The organism is Bradyrhizobium sp. CCGB01, assembly GCF_024199795.1.
Classification (GTDB): Bacteria; Pseudomonadota; Alphaproteobacteria; order Rhizobiales; family Xanthobacteraceae; genus Bradyrhizobium.
The window spans coordinates 8,790,422-8,811,781 of the sequence record NZ_JANADK010000001.1 but is presented as its reverse complement, the minus strand read 5'-3'; the positions used below and the strand labels follow the sequence as shown (position 1 = coordinate 8,811,781).

At 65.7% G+C, this 21,360-nt stretch carries 21 protein-coding genes; 10 read left to right on the top strand and 11 right to left on the bottom strand.

The features are described 5' to 3' along the window. Nucleotides 1-793 precede the first annotated feature (793 nt). On the bottom strand, nucleotides 794-2,818 hold the full coding sequence (locus NLM25_RS41495) for an ATP-binding protein (protein WP_375167868.1): 2,025 nt from the start codon (nucleotides 2,816-2,818) through the stop codon (nucleotides 794-796). Nucleotides 2,819-3,052: 234 nt separating this feature from the next. Here NLM25_RS41495 and NLM25_RS41490 point away from each other — a divergent pair, with 234 nt between their 5' ends. Genes NLM25_RS41490 through NLM25_RS41480 form a run of 3 tightly spaced genes read left to right on the top strand, consistent with a single transcriptional unit; the run spans nucleotide 3,053 to nucleotide 5,724 of the window. After that, nucleotides 3,053-3,712 carry an FABP family protein gene (locus NLM25_RS41490; RefSeq protein ID WP_254140758.1) on the top strand — a complete coding sequence of 220 codons (660 nt, stop codon included), beginning with the start codon at nucleotides 3,053-3,055 and terminating at the stop codon, nucleotides 3,710-3,712. Between the two features lie 21 nt (nucleotides 3,713-3,733). Beyond that, entirely contained in the window at nucleotides 3,734-4,444 is a 711-nt protein-coding gene (locus NLM25_RS41485; RefSeq protein ID WP_254140757.1) for a dihydrofolate reductase family protein, read from the top strand. Nucleotides 4,445-4,452: 8 nt separating this feature from the next. Beyond that, a complete protein-coding gene (locus NLM25_RS41480) occupies nucleotides 4,453-5,724 on the top strand; it encodes an NAD(P)/FAD-dependent oxidoreductase (protein ID WP_254140756.1) in 1,272 nt (423 codons plus the stop codon). A gap of 34 nt (nucleotides 5,725-5,758) precedes the next feature. Here the strand turns inward: NLM25_RS41480 and NLM25_RS41475 are convergent, their stop codons facing one another. From NLM25_RS41475 to NLM25_RS41445, 7 genes are all read right to left on the bottom strand, one after another. Next, nucleotides 5,759-6,079, bottom strand: coding sequence for a hypothetical protein (locus NLM25_RS41475; RefSeq protein WP_254140755.1), 321 nt, complete (start codon nucleotides 6,077-6,079; stop codon nucleotides 5,759-5,761). A gap of 127 nt (nucleotides 6,080-6,206) precedes the next feature. Beyond that, entirely contained in the window at nucleotides 6,207-6,782 is a 576-nt protein-coding gene (locus tag NLM25_RS41470) for a cysteine hydrolase family protein (RefSeq protein WP_254140754.1), read from the bottom strand. Nucleotides 6,783-6,887: 105 nt separating this feature from the next. Beyond that, complete coding sequence (locus NLM25_RS41465) at nucleotides 6,888-7,235, bottom strand: DUF3088 domain-containing protein (protein ID WP_254123686.1); 348 nt, start codon at nucleotides 7,233-7,235, stop codon at nucleotides 6,888-6,890. Nucleotides 7,236-7,281: 46 nt separating this feature from the next. Continuing rightward, nucleotides 7,282-7,857, bottom strand: a complete 576-nt coding sequence (locus NLM25_RS41460; protein ID WP_254140753.1) for a hypothetical protein — start codon at nucleotides 7,855-7,857, stop codon at nucleotides 7,282-7,284. 202 nt (nucleotides 7,858-8,059) lie between these two features. Beyond that, nucleotides 8,060-9,373: a tetratricopeptide repeat protein gene (locus NLM25_RS41455; RefSeq protein WP_254140752.1), complete on the bottom strand. Its 1,314-nt coding sequence runs from the start codon at nucleotides 9,371-9,373 to the stop codon at nucleotides 8,060-8,062. 13 nt (nucleotides 9,374-9,386) lie between these two features. Beyond that, nucleotides 9,387-10,409 carry an aldo/keto reductase gene (locus NLM25_RS41450; protein ID WP_254140751.1) on the bottom strand — a complete coding sequence of 341 codons (1,023 nt, stop codon included), beginning with the start codon at nucleotides 10,407-10,409 and terminating at the stop codon, nucleotides 9,387-9,389. Between the two features lie 84 nt (nucleotides 10,410-10,493). Beyond that, nucleotides 10,494-10,919: a PaaI family thioesterase gene (locus NLM25_RS41445; RefSeq protein WP_254140750.1), complete on the bottom strand. Its 426-nt coding sequence runs from the start codon at nucleotides 10,917-10,919 to the stop codon at nucleotides 10,494-10,496. Nucleotides 10,920-10,987: 68 nt separating this feature from the next. Between NLM25_RS41445 and NLM25_RS41440 the strand changes: the two genes are divergently transcribed. Beyond that, nucleotides 10,988-11,617 carry a CoA pyrophosphatase gene (locus NLM25_RS41440; RefSeq protein ID WP_254123677.1) on the top strand — a complete coding sequence of 210 codons (630 nt, stop codon included), beginning with the start codon at nucleotides 10,988-10,990 and terminating at the stop codon, nucleotides 11,615-11,617. 56 nt (nucleotides 11,618-11,673) lie between these two features. Beyond that, nucleotides 11,674-12,888 carry a hypothetical protein gene (locus NLM25_RS41435; protein WP_254140749.1) on the top strand — a complete coding sequence of 405 codons (1,215 nt, stop codon included), beginning with the start codon at nucleotides 11,674-11,676 and terminating at the stop codon, nucleotides 12,886-12,888. Between the two features lie 127 nt (nucleotides 12,889-13,015). Here NLM25_RS41435 and NLM25_RS41430 read toward each other — a convergent pair whose 3' ends face one another. Next, nucleotides 13,016-13,318, bottom strand: coding sequence for a hypothetical protein (locus NLM25_RS41430; protein WP_254141355.1), 303 nt, complete (start codon nucleotides 13,316-13,318; stop codon nucleotides 13,016-13,018). Nucleotides 13,319-13,509: 191 nt separating this feature from the next. Between NLM25_RS41430 and NLM25_RS41425 the strand changes: the two genes are divergently transcribed. The 5 genes from NLM25_RS41425 (at nucleotide 13,510) to NLM25_RS41405 (ending at nucleotide 18,710) form a co-directional block, all read left to right on the top strand. Further along, on the top strand, nucleotides 13,510-13,989 hold the full coding sequence (locus NLM25_RS41425) for a hypothetical protein (protein WP_254140748.1): 480 nt from the start codon (nucleotides 13,510-13,512) through the stop codon (nucleotides 13,987-13,989). Nucleotides 13,990-14,186: 197 nt separating this feature from the next. Beyond that, entirely contained in the window at nucleotides 14,187-15,134 is a 948-nt protein-coding gene (locus NLM25_RS41420) for a TAXI family TRAP transporter solute-binding subunit (RefSeq protein ID WP_254140747.1), read from the top strand. Between the two features lie 188 nt (nucleotides 15,135-15,322). Next, a complete protein-coding gene (locus NLM25_RS41415) occupies nucleotides 15,323-17,437 on the top strand; it encodes a TRAP transporter permease (protein ID WP_254140746.1) in 2,115 nt (704 codons plus the stop codon). Beyond that, nucleotides 17,434-17,811, top strand: coding sequence for a DUF1850 domain-containing protein (locus NLM25_RS41410; protein WP_254140745.1), 378 nt, complete (start codon nucleotides 17,434-17,436; stop codon nucleotides 17,809-17,811). Before NLM25_RS41415 ends, NLM25_RS41410 begins: the two co-directional genes overlap by 4 nt. Nucleotides 17,812-17,903: 92 nt before the next feature. Then, nucleotides 17,904-18,710: an SDR family NAD(P)-dependent oxidoreductase gene (locus tag NLM25_RS41405; protein ID WP_254123668.1), complete on the top strand. Its 807-nt coding sequence runs from the start codon at nucleotides 17,904-17,906 to the stop codon at nucleotides 18,708-18,710. Between the two features lie 60 nt (nucleotides 18,711-18,770). Here NLM25_RS41405 and NLM25_RS41400 read toward each other — a convergent pair whose 3' ends face one another. Together NLM25_RS41400 and NLM25_RS41395 are read right to left on the bottom strand one after the other, a co-directional pair. Beyond that, a complete protein-coding gene (locus NLM25_RS41400) occupies nucleotides 18,771-19,541 on the bottom strand; it encodes a hypothetical protein (RefSeq protein ID WP_254140744.1) in 771 nt (256 codons plus the stop codon). 181 nt (nucleotides 19,542-19,722) lie between these two features. Continuing rightward, the gene (locus NLM25_RS41395) at nucleotides 19,723-21,300 is read right to left on the bottom strand and encodes a sodium:proton antiporter (protein WP_254140743.1); all 1,578 of its coding nucleotides are present in this window, start codon (nucleotides 21,298-21,300) and stop codon (nucleotides 19,723-19,725) included. Nucleotides 21,301-21,360: the final 60 nt, after the last annotated feature.

Here is a 21,360-nt window from a genome sequence, read left to right as displayed (position 1 = left end):
AGCGCCAGTTTTGATCAGCCGGCCCGCGCCGCTTGCCGGGACCGTAGGTAGTCGCCGAACGCCGTGAGGGCGGGCTTCGCGGCAAGAACATCACCCACAAGAGGCGGTGCCGTTGCCCACCGCCTCGTGCCAGGTCCGGTGAGACCTCGGCGTATTGCAGCAGCGTGGCGTTGGCGGCGGGCTGGCGTTGAAGTCGTTGAAGGTGGGCGCCGGGCTTGTGGCGGAGGCGTCAACTCACATAGCCGGATGGAGTGCGTAGCCCGGATGGAGCGCTAGCGTAATCCGGGTTTGGTGCTGCGTGGGCGGTCGTGCGATGCGGTCGGTCGGTCCCGGATTTCGCTTCGCTCGATCCGGGCTACAAGGGCGCGCACGGTCGCCGCCGCATCGATAATCACGCGTGATCGACGACACATATCATTCCGACTGATCAAACTAGTCTTTTGTCCGGTGGCTCGCAGTGATCCACCAGGCAAAGGACAAGACTGATGCGCAATTACATTCTTGCGGCTCTCGCAGCCGTTACGTTGGCAAGCGCGGTGACACCCTCGAGCGCCACAACCATCGTCCGCGACCATCGCGCCCCGCCGGTCGTGCGGGACCATCGCAATCAACCCATCGTTCGGGATCACCGGACTCAACCCGAGGTCCGCGACCATCGCCATTAAACTTCCCGGCGACGGAGCCGAACTGACTAGGTTCGGCTTCGCTTCGCCTCATACAGCGGACTTGCTCATCCTCAGCGGATACGACCTTGACGCTCAATGTGCGCTCGGACCGATAGTCGGTATCCCCTCTACCGTCCCACCTTCGCCAGGCCCGCCAGGCTCGCCGCCAGCTCGTCGCTTCGGAACGGCTTCGTCAGCCGCGACAAGTCCGGCGTGATGCCTTCGTTGTTGGCGTAGCCTGACACGACGAGGATCTGAAGCTCGGGATATTGGTCGCGCAGGGCGAGGCCGAGATCCGTTCCGCTCATGCCGGGCATCAGATGGTCGGTGACGAGCAGGTTCGGCCGCAGGCCTTCCCTGACGCGCTGGAGCGCGTCCTCCGCGGAGCCCGCTTCGACGACGCTGTAGCCGAGCTCGCCCAGCATCTCGGCGGTGCTCATGCGCACCAGTGGTTCGTCATCCACCAAAAGGGCCGTACCGACGGGAAGCGGCCGCAGCTTTGGTTGCGGGACGGTGTGGCTCTGCGCTGTGGACGCCTGGCTGACCGGCAGCCACAGCTCAACTGTCGTGCCCAACCCCACCGCGCTCCTGATCGTCAGCGCGCCGCCGAGCTGCGACGCAAGGCCGTGCACCATCGAGAGGCCGAGACCGGTGCCTTGCCCGATCCCCTTGGTCGAGAAGAACGGTTCGACGGCGTGGGCGAGTGTGGCTTCGTCCATGCCGATGCCGGTGTCCGCGACCGAGATGCAGACATAGGCGCCCGGCGCCAAATCCGAATGATGTCCGCGGACGACCGTCCTGGCCTTGGCCGAGATGCGCAGCTTGCCGCCATCGGGCATGGCGTCACGGGCGTTCACACTGAGGTTCAGGATCGCCATCTCGACCTGGTTGGGATCGGCCATGGCCTCTGGAAGCCCTTCCGGCGTATCCACCGTCACCTGGATCTTGGGTCCCGTCGTGCTGGAGATCAGATCGCCCATGTCGGCAACGAGGCGGCCGATGTCGACCGGAACGGCCTGAAGCGGTTGCCGGCGCGCAAAGGCGAGGAGACGCTGAACCAGCGTCTTGGCGCGCTCGGCGGCCTGCGCCGCACCGGCGATCAGGCGATGCTCGCGCTCGCCGCCGATGCCCTTGCGCTGGAACATGTCGAGCAGGCCGACGATCGGCGTGAGCAGATTGTTGAAGTCGTGCGCGACGCCGCCCGTGAGCTGGCCCATCGCCTCCATCTTCTGGGCCTGACGCAGCGCTTCCTCGGCTTGCGCAAGCCGCGCCTGCTCCTCCAGGCGATCCGTCACGTCGATCCCGGTCAGGAACGCACCGATCCGCGTGCCGTCAGGCGCGCGCAGCGCCTCGAACTTCATTTCAAAGACGCGGCGGTCGAATTGCGGATCGCCGAACTCGTCGATGTTGATGAAGGCCTCGCCATCCAGCGCGCGTGCCCAGATCGCCGTTGCCGCCGCGAGATGCTCGGGCCGGTCGGCGAGGAATTCGTGCAGGGAATCGCCGACCCTCGGCCGCTTGCCGTAGATCCGCTGATAGGCATCGGCGCAGGACGTGTTGATAGCGAGCCAGCGATAGTCGAGATCGAGCGCCTGGATCTGCCCGTCGGTGGTCTCCACGATGGTGGCAAGCAGATGACGTTCCGCCGTGCGTTCGGCGACGCGCTGCTCGAGCGTCGTGGTCAGCTCCCGGTAGCGTGCCTCGCTATTCCGCAGCCGCGCCTCGCCAAGAATACGTTCGGTCGTCTCGGACACGATGCAGAGGACGCCGCCGACCGAGCCATCGTCATCAGGTACGGCCGAGTAGGAGACATCCCAGTAGCTGGTTTCGCCGTAACCATGACGCTCGACGTAGAAGGGACGATCCTTGGCGGCGAATGTCTTCCGCGTCCGGCGGACTCCGGCAAGGAGCGGTTCGAGATCGTCCCACAGCTCGCCCCAGTTCTCGATCGCCGGGCGGCCGAGGGCGCGGGGGTGATTGGCGCCGATGCCGGGCGAATAGGCGTCGTTATAGAGTGCGACGAAATCAGGACCCCAGAACAGGACGATCTGGGCTTGCGCAGCCAGCAGCATGCCGACCGTCGACTTCAGCGCCCGGGACCAGTCGCGGGGATGACCGAGCGGTGAATCCGACCAGTCGTGGGCGCTCATCATGGCGCCCAGCTCGCCTCCGTCAGCGAGGAAGCCCATTTCAGCTGACTGCCGAGCGTTTGTCTCAGACAGCACCGGACTCCCCTGCGACGCGTGACATGGGCGTCCTTGCCCATTCGAGCCCCGATTTTGGAGGCTTAAGGACTGATAACACCCGGCCCGCACCCTGGTTCCAGTGCAGTCGATTTGTGCCGTCCTTGTGCTATTGCTGCGTCCCGCAACGACGCGAGGACACCCATGCTCCCCATTCCCGCCGACATCTTCACCGAGCCCGAGGACGTCTCGCCCGACGGCCTTGCCAATCTCGGCCCGCTCCGCCGGCTCGCGGGCGCTTGGCAGGCGGACAAGGGCATCGACATCAATCCGAAGGCGGAGGGGCCGGAGCGGCGGACCTTCATCGAGCGCATCCGGATGGACCCGATCGATCCGCAGGCCAACGGGCCGCAACTGCTTTACGGGCTGCGCTACCACATTCACATCAACACGCCCGAGGAAGACATCACCTTCCACGACCAGGTCGGCTATTGGCTGTGGGAGCCCGCGACCGGGCTGATCATGCAGACGCTCGCGATCCCGCGCGGGCAGGTGCTGCTCGCCTCGGGCAAGGCCGGGCCGGATGACAAGACGATCTCCGTCATGGCGAAGCGCGGCGATACTGCTTATGGAATCTGCTCGACCGATTTCCTGGAGCAGGCTTTCCGTACAGACTCCTATCGCTGCGACATCACCTTCAACGACGACGGAAGCTGGACCTATCTGATCCAGACCGAGTTGTTCGTGCGCGGCGCGCCGTTCAATCATCGCGACACCAACACGCTCAAGCTCGTTGCCCCGCCAACGCTCAATCCGCTCGCGGTGATCGTGAACGATCGCGCCAAGGGCAATGAGCCGGCGTGAAAGGAAGTCCGGAGAACTTGCATGAAGCCTTACGTCATCTGTCTGATGCATTCGAGCCTCGACGGCCGCACGCATCCCAGCCGCTGGCGGCCAAAGGGCGCGGGCACGGACTGGTTCGAGAAGATCCATGACGAGCTCGGTGGCGAGGCCTGGGTGATCGGCCGCGTCACCGGCTCGGAGTTCGCCAAGGGCAAGCCGTACCCGTCCGAGACGCGCGAGACATTTCCCCGCGAAAACTGGTTCGCGCGGCGCGATGCGAAAACCTACGGCGTCGTGCTCGACGCGCAGGGCAAGATCGGCTGGGGCCGGTCCGACATCGGCGGCGATCCTGTTGTCGTGGTGCTGACCGAGGGCGTGCCGGATTCGCATCTGGCCGGGCTCCGCGGCGAGGGCGTGTCCTATATCTTCGCCGGCAAGTCCGAAATCGACCTCGCGCTGGCGCTCGACATCCTCAATCGCGAGCTTGGCGTGAAGCGCCTGCTGGTGGAGGGCGGCGGCGTCGCCAATGGCGCATTCCTGCGCGCCGGTCTGATCGACGAATTCAATCTGATCCTCAGCCCTGCAATCGATGGCGCCAGGGGCGCACCCTTCGCGTTCGACTCGACGGATGCCGACAGCGACCAGCGCGCGCCGCTGACCGCGATGACGCTGGAGAGCACGCGGGATCTCGGCGGCGGCGTCTTGCTGCTGCGCTATCTCATCCAGAACGACCCGCAAGCCGTCGGCAAGTAAGCACCGGCATGTCGGGACAATCGGAGCATATCGTCATCGTCGGTACCGGCGCGGCCGGGCTGATGGCGGCGCGCGAATTGGCGCGCGCGGGCAGACGCGTGACGATCCTGGAGGCGCGCGAGCGCTGCGGCGGGCGCATCCATCCGCTGCCGGCGGCGGAGTTCGGCTACCCCGCCGATGGCGGCGCCGAATTCGTCCATGGCGAGGCGCCGGTCACGCGCGGCCTCCTGCGCGAGGCCGGGCTGTCGCTTCAGGAGATCGAAGGCGAGCAGTGGAGTTTCGACGGCGTAGACATCTCGCGCGAGGATCGCCACGATCGGCACAAGGCCGAGCTGCAAACCGTGCTCCGCGAATTGACGGACGATCTCACCGTTGCCGATTTCCTGCGCCGGCATTTTTCCGGGAATGACTACGCGCCGATGCGCCATTCGATCGAGCGAATGGTCGAGGGCTATGACGCGGCCGACCCCGAGCGCGCCTCGACGCTGGCGCTGCGCGAGGAATGGATGGATGGCGGGCACTCTCCGCAAGCGCGTATCAATGGCGGCTATGGTGCGCTGATCGACTTCCTGGCGGCCGAGTGCCGCAGGCACGGGGTTGCGATCCAGTTCGGTCGTGTGGTGTCGGCCGTCGCCGAGGAGGGCGGCGCGATCCTTGTCCACGGCGCGGACGGCGCCGTGCATCGCTGTGATCGCGTGATCCTCACCGTGCCGCTGCCGCTGCTGCGCGAGATCGCGCTGCCGGCGAGCGCGCGCGCGAAGGCAGCGGCCGCCGACGACATCGGCTTCGGCAACGTCGTCAAGATCCTGCTGCGTTTCACGCGGCCATGGTGGCGCGAGCGCAAGCAAGAGCTCGCGGACATGACCTTCCTGCTGTCGGACCAGACGATCCCGGTGTGGTGGACGCGGCATCCGGACCAGCATCCCCTGCTCACCGGCTGGTTCGGCGGCCCGCGCACGGTCGAGCTGGCGAAGTTCGATCGGCAAGGACTGATCGATGCCGGGCTCGATTCGCTTGCGGCGATCTTCGGCGTGCCGCGGGAAGACATCGCGCGCGATCTCGTGGCGAGCGCGGCGACCAACTGGCTGCACGATCCCTTTGCCCGCGGCGCCTATTCCTGGGCAACGCCGCGGACGCGCGAGGCGCAGGCGCTGCTCGCGCGTGCCGACGGCCCGGTGCTGTTTTCCGGCGAAGCGCTCTATCGCGGCCGCGACATGGGCACGGTCGAGGCGGCGCTGGCGAGCGGGCGGGAGACGGCGGAGATGATCTTGCGGGGATAGGAAAAAGGCCCGCATCTCTGCGGGCCTTTTTGACTTACCAGCGGCCGCCGCCGAAGCTGAAGGTCACGCCGGGACCACCGCCGCCATAGTAGCCGTACGGTCCGCCGCCGTAGTAGCCGTGGTGGCGCGGATAATAGCCGTAGCTGCGGTAGTGCGGGCGATAGTAGCCGTGGTGGTGATGGCGCCAGTGGTGATGGCGATAGCCATGGTGGTGGTGCCTGTGCTGCGCGCTGATGTCAGTGGACTGGCTGGCCTGCGCGTTCTGCTTCGCGCTGGCCTTGCCCGCCGCGTTGGCCGTGGATCCGCCGGCGAGCGCCGCAGCACCGACAGCCATCGCGACAAAGAGATACTTCATGTCTTCACTCCAGTTGAGACGTCGTGTGACAACAGATGGGAGTCCGATGCGTTCCGAAAAGCGCGGGCGTCGAAACGACGCAGATCAGTTCCGGTCAACGCGTGTGAGTGAGTCGATGTCGCGCGGTCTATTGTCGCATCGATTTGAGTGAAGCGACGACGTCATCCGTGGTGACGATGCGCGCGAATTCGCCGTCGAGATTCGACAGCGTCATCGCATGGATTTCCTCGGCGGAATGCTTGTCGCCGTCGGGCCCGATGCGGTCGAACGTCCAGCTCGCGTCGCGCACGAGGCTTGTGTCGAAGCCGAGATTGCCGGCCATCCGCGTCGTCGTTTCGACACAGTGATTGGTGGTCGCGCCGCAGATCACGAGTGCGGTGATATTGCGCGCACGCAGGCGCTGCTCGAGATCGGTGCCGATGAAGGCGCTGTTGACGCGCTTGACGATGACCGGCTCGCCCGGCTGTTCGCGCGCTTCGTCCTTGACGGCGTAGCCGGAGCACGATGGCAGAAACGTCGAATTCGGCTTGGTGCCTTCGTGGCGGACGTGGAAGATCGGCGCGCCGCGCGTCCGGAACGCCTTGAGGAGATCGGCGATGCGCGCCACCGCATCCGGATTGTTGCGCCGCTTGCCGGCCGCCTCCCACTCATCGAACGCGCGCTGAACGTCGACGATGATAAGGGCGGGGAGGGGGCTGGGCATGGAGGAGACGCTTTCAGGCTTGCTTGCTGCACCAACTATGCGAGGCCTTTGGGAAACCGCACAATGCCAATCTTCCCTCGTTTCGCGACGAAGGTCCTCCCACGATCACGGATGCGGATCGGGAAAGCCGTGGCGTTCGGAGAGCGCGGCGAGGATCGCGTCCTTGTCGGCGATGAAGGCGCGGCCGTGGCGGCTGCCGGTCTGGTGCGGCGACGTCGTCCCATCCGCCAGCACGAGCAGCGGAAGCGACTGGTTCTCCTCGCCGACCAGCGCGATCACCGGCTGCCGTGGCTGCGGCCATGCGATGCGCTCGACGTCGAGCTTTGCGGCCAACGCCGGAAACGAGGCGAGCACCCCCTCGATCAGCGCGCAATGCCAGCAATAGAACAGGCGACCTGGAAAGGCCGGGTCCTCGAAACCTGGGCGCAGCAGAAACAGGCGGTCGCGCGTCATGAGTCGCTCCGAAGCATGGCCGCGATCATACACAATGATGGTGAGACTATTTGAACGGATCCTGGATCGACGGCGACGATTGCCGGATGCGGCGTACGCTCACGGGCTTGCCGTCGGAGACGAACAGCAGCTCGTATCGGCGGCCTTCGCTGTCGGTCGCCGTGCAGGTGACGTCAGAAACCTGCTTGGCGGCGAAATTGCCGGTCTGGCGGCAGACGCCGGTCGAGATCTGCTCGGCCGGCACCGGCAGGCCGTCGACCTTGGGCCGGTCCTTGGAATTGAGCAGCATGCGGTCGATTCGCAGCTCGTAGGAATTGTCGTCCGCGCGCTTGCCGTTCTCGCCGGAGAACGACACGACGTGGTTGGCGTCGGAGGGATCGTCGACGGCGACTGCGAAATTGACCCGGCCCTTGTCACCATGGGCGTAGGCCACCGTCTTGCAAGCGAAGGTGCGCCCGGCGACCTTCAGCGTCTTGCAGTGGCCTGACATCAGCGCCAGGAGGTCGATGAAGGCGTTCTGCGCTGGTGGATTGTTGACCGCGATAGGCGCAGAAGACTCGGCCAAACAAGGGCTTGCGAGAGCCGCGAGGGCCACGGCGAGGACCGGTCGGCGCAGGCGCATCGTCAGCCTCGTATGCCAGGGGGCCACGGCGGCGGAAAAGTTCCGCCCAACAACGAGCGAACCGCAAATTGGTTGCGATCCCGTTTGTTCAGCCGATCCCGCCTGGAATACCACCGCGCCACCCCTCGACGATTCGCCGGCTTGCCCCGCCTCCGCCCTAGCAGGCACTTGTTGCCAGGCCGATGTTCTTTTCGTGGCAGAGCTAGCCCATCGCCGCCTGCCAGCGGGTGTCGCGCAATGAGGGACGGCGATGCAGCCGGGCGTCGAGCAGCGCGCGGGCGCGGGGCAGCTCGCCGCTGCGCATGAGCGCGACGATGTAGGTGTCCTCGATCAGCTCGCGCTGGGCATGGCTGCCGCCGATGCGCACGACCTCGCCGAGGACGGGCGCGAGCGTTTGCACGCATGAAGTGTAGTCCTCGTCGGCAAAGGCCACGAGCGCGCGGCAGATCGCCGGCACCACGGGACCGGCCGGCAGCTTGCCGTCGCCCAGCCGCTGCTCGATTGCCGCAAGGCGCGCGGCGAGCGCCGCCTGGTTCTGCGTCGCCGCCGCGAACAGCGCCATGTGGACGTCGGCAAAGGGCAGGCTCGATTTCGGAAACAGTTTTTGCGCGATGGCATCGGCATCGAGCCAGAGCGTCTCCGGCACGGCGTGGCCGTAGGCCGACAGCCGCCAGAGCAGCGAGGCGCCGTCGGTGACGACGTTGAGCGGCGGCGCCTGCGTGGCCGAGGGCTGAAGCACGTCGGCGTAGATCGCAAGCGCGCGCGCCGCATCGCCATGCTCGAGCGCGCCGAGCGCCTGATGCCAGAGGATGTGGCCGTGCAGGATGCCGGTGCGGTCGTAAGAGGGAATCCACTCGTCGACGAGACGGTCGGCCGCCTCGATCGAGCCGTCCTCGAACATCGCATGCAGCACGGCGTGCGCGGCGTGGGCGTTCTGACGGCGCAGGTCGAAACCGCGCTCGGTGACGCGACGGCCGCGCGCGACGTCGCCGTTCTCGGTCATCGCCCAGCCGGCCATGGTGAGAAACCACCAGTCCTCGCCATAGTGCTGCGCCACGCGCTCGCACAGCTCATGCCGTGCGCGGTCGTGGTCGGCCATGCCGGAGAACGCGAACAGGCCGAACGCGCCGAGCGGCAGCGACAGCACCACGGCATCGCGCGGCCAGCCCTCGATGTGCCTTCGCATTGCCGCGATGGCTTCGATCAGCCGGCCCTCGATCGCGAGCGCCAGCGTCTCGACATGCGAGCGCTCGCGCTCCGTGCCGCGCTTCGCCACGAGCTCGCGCGCGCGTGCCGCCTTGCTTCGCGCGAGATCGCCCTGCTGATAGAAGCCATGCACGCGGGCGCGGGCGATAAGGGCTAGCGCGAAATCCGGATCGGCCGCAATCGCGCGCTCCAGCGTCTCCGTCGTGCCGGTCCACCCCGCGAGCATGAGGTCGACGCCTTCGCGATAGGTGCTTGCCGCCTCGTCTGACGAGGTGGAGAGCGGCAGGCCGTAGCGGTCTTCGTGCGCCATCCCCGTCTCCGTCTCAAGCCGTTCGCGCGCGGCGTCCCTCGATCGGATAGGCCGGGTCGTTGTAGCCCGGCGTCGAGGGATGGCCCGGCACGACCAGCCGGTCGATCAGCGCCTCGTCATCCGCCGTGAAGCGGTAGTCGAGCGCGCTCATGTAGCCGTCCCACTGCTCCTCGGTGCGCGGGCCCGCGACGATCGATGAGACGAAGGCGGAGTTGAGCACCCAGGCGACCGCGAACTGGCCGGCGGTGATGCCTTTCTTCTCGGCGTGGGTCTTGATCTCCTGCGCGAGCTGGAGCGATTCCGGCCGCCATTCCGTCTGCATCATGCGGGTGTCGTTGCGGCCGGCGCGCGTCTCCTTGTCCGGGGCTGCGTCGGGCTTGTACTTGCCGGTGAGCACGCCGCGCGCCAGCGGGCTGTAGGGCACGATGCCGAGGCCGTAATAGGAGCAGGCCGGAAAATGCTCGACCTCGGGCATGCGGTTCATGGCGTTGTAATAAGGCTGGCTCACCACGGGCCGGTCGATGCCGAGCCGGTCGCAGATGTTGCAGATCTCGGCGACGCGCCAGGCGCGATAGTTCGAGACGCCGAAATAGCGCACCTTGCCGGCGCGGATCAGGTCGCCCATCGCGCGCACCGTCTCCTCCAGCGGCGTCGCATGGTCTTCCTTGTGCAGATAGTAGATGTCGATGTGGTCGGTGCCGAGCCGCTTCAGGCTCTCGTCGGCGGCCTGCAACACCCAGCGCCGCGACAGGCCGACACGGTTGGGATCGTTGCCCGTATCATTGTTCATGGGGTTGGCGAGCTTGGTCGCGAGCACCCAGGCCTGACGATTGCCCGCGATGGCGCGGCCGACGACCTCTTCGGACGCGCCTTTCGAATAGGCGTCGGCGGTGTCGATGAAGTTGATGCCCGCCTCGTGCGCTTTCGCGATGATCCGTTTGGATGCGGCTTCATCCGTCGGCCCGCCGAACATCATGGTGCCCAGGCAGATCGGCGACACTTTGAGGCCGCTGCGGCCGAGTTGGCGGTATTGCATGGGCGGGTCCTTGCTGCTTTTTGTGGAGGCAGCATAGCCGGCTCGGCCCGTCATTGCGAGCGCCGCGGCGGCCTGACCGCGCGCCTATGCCGGGCCCTTCAAGATCTTGAACACGCCATTCGCCATCACGATGCAGCGGCCGTCGACGGTGACTTCGGTGCTCATGAAAATGAGGCTGCGCGTCGAGCGCACCACGCGCGGGCGGGAGATCAGGATGTCGCCGATCTGGCCGGCCTCGACGAAATGGGTGTCGAGCTGCACCGTTGCCATGAATTCCTTGCCAGAGACGTAGCGGGCGGTCATGCCGCAGGTGCGGTCGGCAAACGTCATCATCACGCCGCCCTGGACCATGCCGCGGCGGTTGTGGTGCTTGTCCTCGGTCGCGAGTGCGAATTCGTAATGGCCGTCGATCTTGCGTTCCCACAAGGGGCCGATCAGGTGCATGAAGCCCGTGGTCTCGAGGATGCTCCAGCCGTCCGATTTGAGCCTTGCGGCGGCCTTGTTGGTCATGTGGTCGTCCATTGCTGCGCGGGTCTTGCGATCTCATTTCATCGGGGCCCGACGTGGTGTAGTCAAGCATGATGAGACCGTTCGACGATGCCACACGGCGGAATATCGCGGCTGCCTGCGCGGCCTTCACGCGCCTGCCCGAGGACGATGCGGCGGCGGCATTGAAGCGCGCCGCGGTTGTGGTCGCGCTGACCGGCACGACCGGCGGTGATGACACCGCATTCCTGCTCACGCTGCGCGCCTCACATCTGCGCGCCCATCGCGGCCAATGGGCCTTGCCGGGCGGTCGCTGCGATGCCGGCGAGACGCCGGTCGAGGCGGCACTACGCGAGCTCGATGAGGAGCTTGGCCTTCGCCTCACCAGCGCGGATGTGCTCGGCACGCTCGATGCTTATCCGACCCGCTCCGGCTATCTGATTACGCCGGTGGTGGTCTGGGCGGCGGACAGCGCTGCGATCCGGCCGAACCCGGATGAGGTCGCCTCCGTCCACCGCATCGCGCTCGCCACGATCGAGCGCGAAGACGCGTTCGACTTCATCGCAATCCCCGAAAGCTCCCGCCGCGTGATCCGCTTCCATCACCAGATGAGCCTGATTCACGCGCCGACGGCGGCGCTGATCTACCAGTTCCGCGAGGTGCTGGCGGGGCGGCACACCCGCGTCACCGAGCTGGAGCAGCCGGTGTTCGCCTGGAAGTGACGATGGTAAACGGCGCGTTAACGTGACGGTTACCGGATGCCTGCTAAGAGGGCAGCATGCATCATTCGATTCGAAATCGCCTTGCGTTGGTTCCATTCGCGCTCGTCCTGCTCGCGCCCGCCGCGCGCGGCGGCACTTCTGACGCGCTGCCGCCGACCGTCCGCGATGCCAACGCGCAGCTCCTGTCGCAATTTTTCGCGCAAGGCGGGGCATCGCCCGCCGTGCTCGAATATCGCCGCAAGCTCGGGGAATATCAGGCGGCGCGCGCGGCCTTCGACGAGGAGGCGGGCGCCTATTGGAGCCAGATCTCCGAGAAGCGCCGCGGCCGCAACGCCAAGCGGCGCAGCGGACAGCAGGTCACGTTGGACGATTACGTGCTGGAGCACCCGCCGCTCTATAACGGGCCGAAGCGGCCGGTGAACCCCGAGCCGGAAGAGACGCCGGATCGTCCGACCAGAAAGCCCATCCCCGTGGTCGCCGATCTCCTGCGCGCGGCGCAGGAGCTTTACCAGTTCGCGCCGCAGCGCCCGTCCAGCGAGGTCGAGTTCAAGCGCGCCTATGCGCGCTATGCGCTCGCCTCGGGGCTTACGCGCGAGCAGGCCGTGCGGGTCTATTCGTTCGAGACCGGCGGCACCGGCAGCTACGATGTGCAGGCGGGCATCGAGCATGGCGGCAAGCGCGCGATCTCGACCGCGATGGGTTACAACCAGCTGCTGACGACCAACAGCGTCGAGCTGCTGGCCGAGCAGGGCCATGAATTGATCCGCGCGCTCTCCGACAAGGTGGCGCGGACCTCGGGGCCGGCGCGACAATCGCTCGAGCACAAGCTCGGCGTGCTGAAGAAAATGGTAGCGCATGCGAAGTCGGTGCCCGACACCTGGTCGGAGCACGAGAAGATCGGCAACACCGCGCAGGGCTGGGCCATGCATGCCATGGTGCTGGACATCGATATCGGCCCGATGCTGCAAACCCATAAGCTTTTGACGTCGGTGCTGTTCGCCCGCGCCAAGGGTTACAGTCGGCCGCTCACGGCCGCCGAGCTCGAGATGATGAACCTCACCGGCGACGGCACCGGCCTCGACATGGTGACGATGCCGCAGGCGATGCGCGAGCAGGTGCCGACCTCGAACTTCTTCCAGCGCGGCGGCTACGAACGCAACCCGGTCGCGATCCGCCACAACACGGTCGCCAAGCTGCTGGCGGTGACGGATACGCGGATGGACAGCAACAGCAACAACGCCGGCGCGCGGGAGCTGGCGGGCGCGTTTTAGGACGCTGGCGAGCTGCCGTAGGGTGGGCAAAGCGGAAGCGTGCCCACCATTGTCGATCGGAATGCGGTGACAGATGGTGGGCACGGCGCGCGAAGTGCGCGCCTTTGCCCACCCTACTGCACTGTGCCTACTGATCCGACCCGAACTTGAACTTGCCGTCGCCTTCCAGATACGGGCCGCTGCGCATGTAGAGCTGGCCGTTGTGCCCGATGAAGAACAGCGTGCCCCGCGGCACCTTCTTGGCGCCCTTCAGCAGTTCGCCGGCATTGCTGGTGCCCATCTTGTAGGAGAAGGTCTTGCCTTCCTTGTCATAGGCATAGCCGGTGTCGGGCTTGAGCTCCCAAGGCGTTGGAGCGGTCTGCGCCAATGCGGGTGCAGTGAACGCGCCGAGCACGGCGGCAATCAAAAATGTCTTCGTTGAAAATGCCATCATCTATCCTCCCCATCGAGGCACCCGGCTTGAACAAATCACGAACGATGCTTCCGGGTCAATTTGCGAAAGCGCCGCATTGCATCACGCCTCGCCCAGCAGTTTGTGATTTTCCCTTCGTCCCCGCGCGACTATGTTCCGCTTTCCGTCTAGAACGCAATTCGACAAAAATATTGGTAGGGATGATTCGGATGAACCATGTCATTAAAGCCTGCTGGGTCGCCGCGCTGTTGCTGACGGCGCTGGCGCCGGCCGCCCGGGCCGACGATTACCAGCTCAGCCACAACCAGCGGATTTCGTGCAGCCGCGGCCTCGCCCCGGGCAAGCTGAACACTGCGACCTGCAAGTCCTACACCTACCTGTTCAATACCAAGACCTCGGAATATTTCCGCTGCCAGGTCTCGCTGGCGCTGACCCGCGACAACAAGGAAGTCATCAACGTCCAGACCGACGGCGGCTGCACCAAGAAGCCGCGCATCTTCGAGACCGACGGCCATTACGATTTCGACGCCACCGAGACCGAGCCGCCGAACACCAACTCGTTCTTCGGCCCCGGCGGGTACTCGGTCTGGGCCGCCGACGTCAGCGCGCAGAAGGTGCGCGGCTGCATCATCATCTCCTCCGGCCTCGGCTCCGACATCTCCAAGTGCCTGGACATGACGTTCCAGTGAGAGCTTGCCAATAAGGCCTGCCGCGACGGCGAGGCGCGCTCCCAAGGCCCGGCTGCGCCACGTCGCCGCACCTGCCGGGTTCCCCAAAAGTCGAGCCGGATCGGCCATTTAGCGCAGTCCTGTTTTGTCTTTTGGATGGGTTGACCCGCTCCCCTCATCCGGCCAATTTCGCCGCTGGTTTGGGGAGTACAAAAACCATGAAACGGACGATTTTCGGCGCGGCCGCGGCTCTTGCTCTGGCGGCGTCGGCACCTTGCGCGCATGCGCAATCCTTCATCAACGTGCTGACCGGGGGCACCTCCGGCGTCTACTATCCGCTCGGCGTCGCGATCGGAAAGATCTACGGCGACAAGATTCCGAACGTGAAGACGCAGGTGCAGGCCACCAAGGCGTCGGTCGAGAACCTGATCCTGCTCCAGCAGGGCCGCGGCGAACTGGCGTTCACGCTGGGTGACTCGCTCAAGGCCGCCTGGGACGGCGACGAGGAAGCCGGCTTCAAGAACAAGCTGGACAAGCTGCGCACCATCGGCGCGATCTATCCAAACTACATCCAGATCGTCGCGACCGCCGAAAGCGGCATCAAGACGCTGGCGGACCTCAAGGGCAAGAGCCTGTCGGTCGGCGCGCCGAAGTCGGGCACCGAGCTCAATTCCCGCGCGATCCTCAGTGCTGCCGGCATGAGCTACAAGGACCTCGGCAAGGTCGAATACCTGCCGTTCGCCGAATCCGTCGACCTCATGAAGAACCGTCAGCTCGGCGCGACCCTGCAATCGGCCGGCCTCGGCGTCGCCTCGCTGAAGGACCTCTCGACGTCCAGCGCGATCACCGTCGTGTCGGTGCCGAAGGAGACCGTCGACAAGATCGGCCCGCCCTTCATCTCCGCGATCATCCCGGCCAACACCTATACCGGCCAGGACAAGGACGTGCCGACCGCGGCCGTGGTCAACTATCTCGTCACCAGCTCGGCGGTGTCGGACGATCTCGCCTATCAGATGACCAAGCTGGTGTTCGAATCGCTGCCCGAGCTCGCCAACGCGCATGCGGCGGGCAAGGAGATCAAGCTCGAGGCGGCCGCCAATGGCAGCCCGGTTCCGCTGCATCCCGGCGCGATCCGCTATTACAAGGAAAAAGGGCTGATCAAGTAACTCTCCAGTCATTCCGGGGCGATGCGCAGCATCGAACCCGGAATCTCGAGATTCCGGGTTCGGCTCTTGCGAGCCGCCCCGGAATGACGACGGGGGACTTTCGTGAATGCCCGGGATAACCCCGGGCATGACGTTTTTGGGACCCTGTGCCAATGCTATCCGGCACGGGCAGGCTGGGGACGAGCAAAATGCTGGAAAAGGCAGAGGGCACCGATGCGGCGCCCATCAAGGTTGAGTTCGACAATTTCGAGCACGGTTTTCCGGAAGGCTTTGGTCCGGGCTGGTGGGGCACGCTCGCCTACTGGATCGGCATCGCCTTTGCGACCTTCCAGCTCTATGTCGCGGCCTTCAACTATCTGCCGAGCCAGGTGGTGCGCGGCGTCCATGTCGGCTTCCTCGTTCTCCTCACCTTCGGCCTGATCGCCAACTTCACCGCGAAGAGCGCGTTCGGCCGTGCGGTGGGCTGGGTGATCGGCGGTGCCGGCTTCTTCTGCGGGCTCTATCAGTGGATCTTCTACGCCGATTTGATCGCGCGCGACGGTGATCCGACCCGGCTTGACCTTGTGGTCGGCACGCTGCTCGCGGTGCTGATCTTCGAGGGCACGCGGCGCCTGATGGGCGCGGCGCTGCCGCTGATGTGCGGCGCGTGTCTCGTCTACTGGTTCTTCGGGCAATATCTGCCGTCTCCGCTCAACCATCGCGGCTATGATTTCGACCAGATCGTCACGCATCTGTCGTTCGGCACCGAAGGCTTTTACGGCGTGCCGATCTACGTCTCGGCGACCTACATCTTCCTGTTCATCCTGTTCGGCTCGTTCCTGGAACGCGCCGGCATGATCCAGCTGTTCACCGACGTTTCGCTCGGCCTGTTCGGCCGCACCCGCGGCGGTCCCGCCAAGGTCGCGGTGTTCGCCTCGGGCATGATGGGCACGATCTCCGGCTCCGGCGTCGCCAACGTCGTCACTGTCGGCCAGTTCACGATTCCGCTGATGATCAGGTTCGGCTATCGCCGCGCGTTTGCCGCCGGCGTCGAGGCGACGGCCTCGATGGGCGGACAGATCATGCCGCCGGTGATGGGCGCGGTCGCCTTCATCATGGCGGAGACGCTCGGCGTTCAATATTCGGAAATCGTCAAGGCCGCGGCAATTCCCGCCATCCTCTATTTCGCCTCCGCGTTCTGGATGGTGCATCTGGAAGCCGGCAAGCACGGCCTCGTCGGCATGAAGCGCTCGGAAATCCCGAGCGCGTGGAAGGCGCTGGTGACGCGCTGGTACCTCGTGCTGCCGCTCGCCGCACTGGTCTACATGCTGTTCGAAGGCTTTACGCCGCTCTATGCCGGCAGCATGGGCCTTGCGCTCACGGTGGGACTGATCCTTGGCACCGCCATCACGACGGGCGCGTCCTCGATGGCGATCCGCTACATCTTCTGGATCGGGCTTGCGCTCGTCGTCGCCGCGCTGTCGCGTGACGGCTTGCAGATCGTGCCGGTCGCGAGCGTCGTCGTCGGATTGATCGTGATCACCGCGTTCGTCCGTGGCGGGTTCAAGGCCCTGCGCGACTGCCGCGACGCGCTGGCGGAGAGTGCGAAGTCCGCCATCACCGTCGGCATGGCCTGTGCCATCGTCGGCGTCATCATCGGCATGATGTCGCAGACCGGCGTCGGCACCATCTTCGGTGGCTGGGTGATCGGGCTCGGCGAGAAGAGCCTGTTCCTGGCGCTGATCATGACCATGCTGCTGTCGATCCTGCTCGGCACCGGCATCCCGACCATCCCGACCTACATCATCACCGCCGCGCTCGCAGCGCCGGCGCTGGCGAAACTCGGCGTGCCCCTGATCGCGAGCCACATGTTCGCGTTCTATTACGGCATCATGGCCGACCTCTCGCCGCCGGTGGCGCTGGCGGCGCTCGCGGCGGCGCCGATCGCGAAGGAGAATCCGGACAAGATCGGCTGGGAGGCGATGCGCATTGCGCTCGCGGGCTACGTCATCCCCTTCATCTTCGTCTATTCGCCCGCCTTGATGTTGCAGGCCGGCGATCCCATGGCCGCAAAACTCGGCTTCTACGGCGCGGTGGCGCTGGCGAGCTTCAAGGCGCTGGTGGCGATCGCGCTGTTCGGCATGGTGGCGATCGGCTTCCTGTTCACGCGGCTGACGCTGCTGGAACGCGTCGTCGCGCTCGGCGCAGCTCTTTGCCTGCTCGGCGACTTCGCCTTCAGTGACACCGCGGGCTTCGTGCTCTCGGCGGCACTCGTGCTGTGGCAGTGGCGGCAGCGTCCGCCAACCGTTGCCGAAGCCGCGTGAGCCTCTGCTTCGCAACAGCCGGAGGCGTGAAGGTGCTCGCGCTCTCCGCCTTCACGCTGGTGTGGACGCATTCGATCGCCAAGGTCGACTGGCAGGAGGATTGGCGCGTCACGCCCGCCGGCCTCGAGCTGGTGCAGGCCCGCGTCAAGGGCACCGGCCCCGGCATGGAGCCGCCGCCCGAGGCGCGGCTGGTGGGCGGCTGGTTTCAATGGAGGCCTGAGCGCGCGCCGATGCCGGAGGTCGTGCTCGGCAATTCCGGTGCGGCGGGGGAATGGCGGCTATGCCATGATGGGAAGTGCCGGACGCTATCGGAGATTGTCGGGCATCCCATCGGTGCTAACGTCACCACGATGAAGATCTGTAACGATCCGTAGCCCGGATGAGCGAAGCGATATCCGGGAACGGTGGCCCCCGGATATCGCTTCGCTCATCCGGGCTACAAGAACAACAACACGGGAGACACGCGATGGATCGGCTCAAGGGCAAGGTTGCGATGGTGGTGGGGGCCGGCTCGATCGGACCCGGCTGGGGCAACGGCAAGGCCACCGCGGTGACCTTTGCGCGCGAGGGCGCGCAGGTGTTTTGCGTCGATCGCAACGGCGCCGCCGCCGAGGAGACCGCGAAGATCATCACGGGCGAAGGCGGCAATGCGACCGCCTTCACCGCGGACGTCTCCCGCGCGAGCGAGATCGAGGCGATGGTTGCGGCGTGCCTGAAGGCCTATGGCCGCATCGACGTACTCGACAACAATGTCGGCATCGCCGAGATGGGCAGTGTGGTCGAGGTGGCCGAGGAGAGCTGGGACCGCGTCTTCACCGTCAACCTCAAGAGCGCCTATCTCGCCATGAAGCACGTCATTCCGGTCATGGTGAAGCAGGGCGGCGGCTCCATCATCAACATCTCCTCGATCGCCTCGATCCGCCATGTCGGGATTTCCTATGTCAGCTACAACGCCAGCAAGGCGGCGATGAACCAGCTGACGCGCTCCACCGCGATCGAGTTCGCGAAGAACCATGTGCGGGTGAATGCGATCCTGCCCGGCCTGATGAAGACGCCGATGGTGGAGCATTCGGCAGGTCTCGCCAACAGCTACGCCAAGGGCGATGTCGAGGCGATGTGGCGCGCCCGCGATGCGCAGGTGCCGATGGGCCACATGGGCGAGGCCTGGGACGTCGCGAATGCCGCGCTGTTTCTGGCGTCGGACGAATCCAAATATGTGACGGGGATCGAGCTCGTGGTGGACGGCGGCATCACGTGCAAGGCGGGGGCGTAATTCCAATCTCCGCTGTCGTCCCGGATCTGCGCTTCGCTTGTCCGGGACGACAGTGGTGATTTACTGCGCCAGCGCCAGAATCCCGCCGGCGAATGAATGCCACGCGGCGGTCTCGCTGATCGGCCAGTTCAAGACCTTCACTGCCAGCAGCGCAAGCGTGCCGTAGATGTAGACCGGATGGACGCGGCCATCGCTGCGCCAGTCGCGCACCATGGCGACGACGAGCAGGAGCGAGGCGACCACGGCCGGGGCGATCGTTACGGGTACCGGCGGCGGGCCGGGCGGTCCGGGAGGCGCGAGAAACGTCAGGAACCAGCGCGCGATCGCGGCATCGAGGATCGAGACCGCGGCCAGCAGCATCAGGCGCTTGTGAATCTCGGGTTTGCGCGTGTTCACGATCGCGAGCACGAACACCACCGCGAAGAACGCGATGCCGCTCATCGGCACGATCGAGAAGCCGATGCCGGCGTCCTTCTGCCCGAGCGCGGCTGCGTGCTGCATCACGTGCACGGAGGCGAGGAAGCCGAAGATCGTCATCGCGGTCGCAAGCGACACGCCGGCAATCCCGAGCGCGCGGTGATTGACCACGCGGCCCGACGCCGCGAGCCAGGTCTGGATCACGAAATAGAGAGACCAGGTGAAGAACAGGAGCGCGTGAAAATGAATCACCGGGCTCGCGGAAAACGTCCGCTGCGCGAGCGGAACGAAATAGGTCGGTGCGAAGCCGAGAAACGCGGTGGCGGCGCAGGCCAGTGCCATATTGAGATAAAAATATCGTGCAGGCGACGCATCACGCGCGCGTACACGACGGTCGTCGATCAGGGTCGTCATCAGGAGTGAGTCTGGAGCGGCGGTGTTTGGTTCAATGCTCTCCCTCTCCCCGTCCTTACGGGGAGAGGGTCGGGGTGAGGGGCTCTCTCCGCATGCGAGTCTGCCGACTGACCTGTACCCCCTCACCCGCCGCGCTGCGCGCGTCGACCTCTCCCCGCAAGCGGGGCGAGGTAAACAAGCTTTATCCCCCCGCGCTCAATTCTGCGCGATCGAGCTCTTCCTCGATCTTGTGAAATGCGTCGTCGCCGATCACTTCGGTGGCGCGGAGGTCGAAGATCGATTTGCGCGCTGCTTCGATGGCGCGGCGGCGCAGGGGATCGGCGGGCAATTCGCCGCTGGCGATGCCGCCGTGCGGATCGTCGTCTGCCTGCATCAGGATGGCGCGGTATTCGAGCCGCAGGATTTCCGCTTCCTCCGACGGGTCGTCCTCGATCGCATCGAGCGCGGCACGATAGGCGACCGCGCGGGCGCGCGCGACCTCGATGCCGACGGGATCGTCGTCCTTGAGGCCGAAGGCCAGGATCAGCGGCCGCAGCGTCAGGCCCTGGATGATCAGCGAGCCCAGCACAACCGCAAAGGCGATGAAGACGATGAAGTCGCGATAGGGAAAATTCTCCGGCAAAGCAAAAGCGGTGGCGAGCGTGACGAGGCCACGCATGCCGCACCAGGAGATGATGAGGCCGCCCCTCGGCGAGGCGACCTGCTTGGGATCCTTCGGATGATAGAGCCCGCGTGCGATCAGCACGCGCAGCGTCGTGCGGTAGAACGTGACCCAGGCAAGCCGCACCAGCACCACCGTGAGCAGGATCCAGGCGGCGGCCACGCAATATTCCCAGCGGACTTCCGCGTCCAGCCGTGTCCAGATCGGGCGCATCTGCATGCCGATCAGCATGAAGGCGAGGACGTTGAGGACGAACACGATCGTCTCCCACACGGCATAGGATGGCACTCGCAGCCGTGCCGGCATGCGTGCCCCCGCCGTGCGCGCGACGGTGATGGCATAGACGACGATGGTGAGGATGCCGGAGAGGCCGAGATGCTCGGCCGCGATCCAGACCATGAAGGTGGTGGCGAACTGCACGATGATCGCGCTCGGTGCTTCCGTCACGCGTTCCAGGAACAGCGGGATGATGCGCCCCGCCAGAAGACCGGCGAGGACGCTGCCGACCAGCCCGAGCGCAATCGTCGGCGCGACCTCGCTCCATTTCAGGTGCTCCATGACGACTGCGCCGACTGCGATGCGATAGATCAACAGCGCGCTGGCGTCGTTGAGCAGGCTCTCGCCCTCCAGCACCTTCACCATACGATAGGGCAGCTTGACCTGGCTCAGGATCGCAACCGCAGCCGCGGCGTCCGGCGGCGCCACGATGGCGCCGAGCGCAATGGCGGCGGCCCAGGGCATGTCAGGCATCAGCCGGTGCGCGACGAAGGCCACGCCAATTGTGGTCAGGCCGACCGCGGCCACCACCAGGGTGGAGACCGGAACCCAGTTGTTGCGCAAGTCCCGCAGCGAGGTGTCGAAGGCGGCGTCCATCAGCACCGGTGCGACAAAAAGCGCCAAGGCGAGGTCGGGTTCGAGCGTCCAGGACGGGCTGTTCGGCACGAAGGCGATCAGGGCGCCGCCGATGGCGAGAAAGGTCGGGTAGGGGACCTTGATCCGCCGCGCCAGCGCCGATAATGCAACGGCGCCGAGCAGAAGCGCGATGATCCATTCGAATGTCGACACGATCGTCCCCGAAACCGATTTGAGCGGCGCCACAAGCTAGCACCAATCCGGCCGTATGGTGGATAGTACGGCCCCAAGGCAAGACTTTCCGAC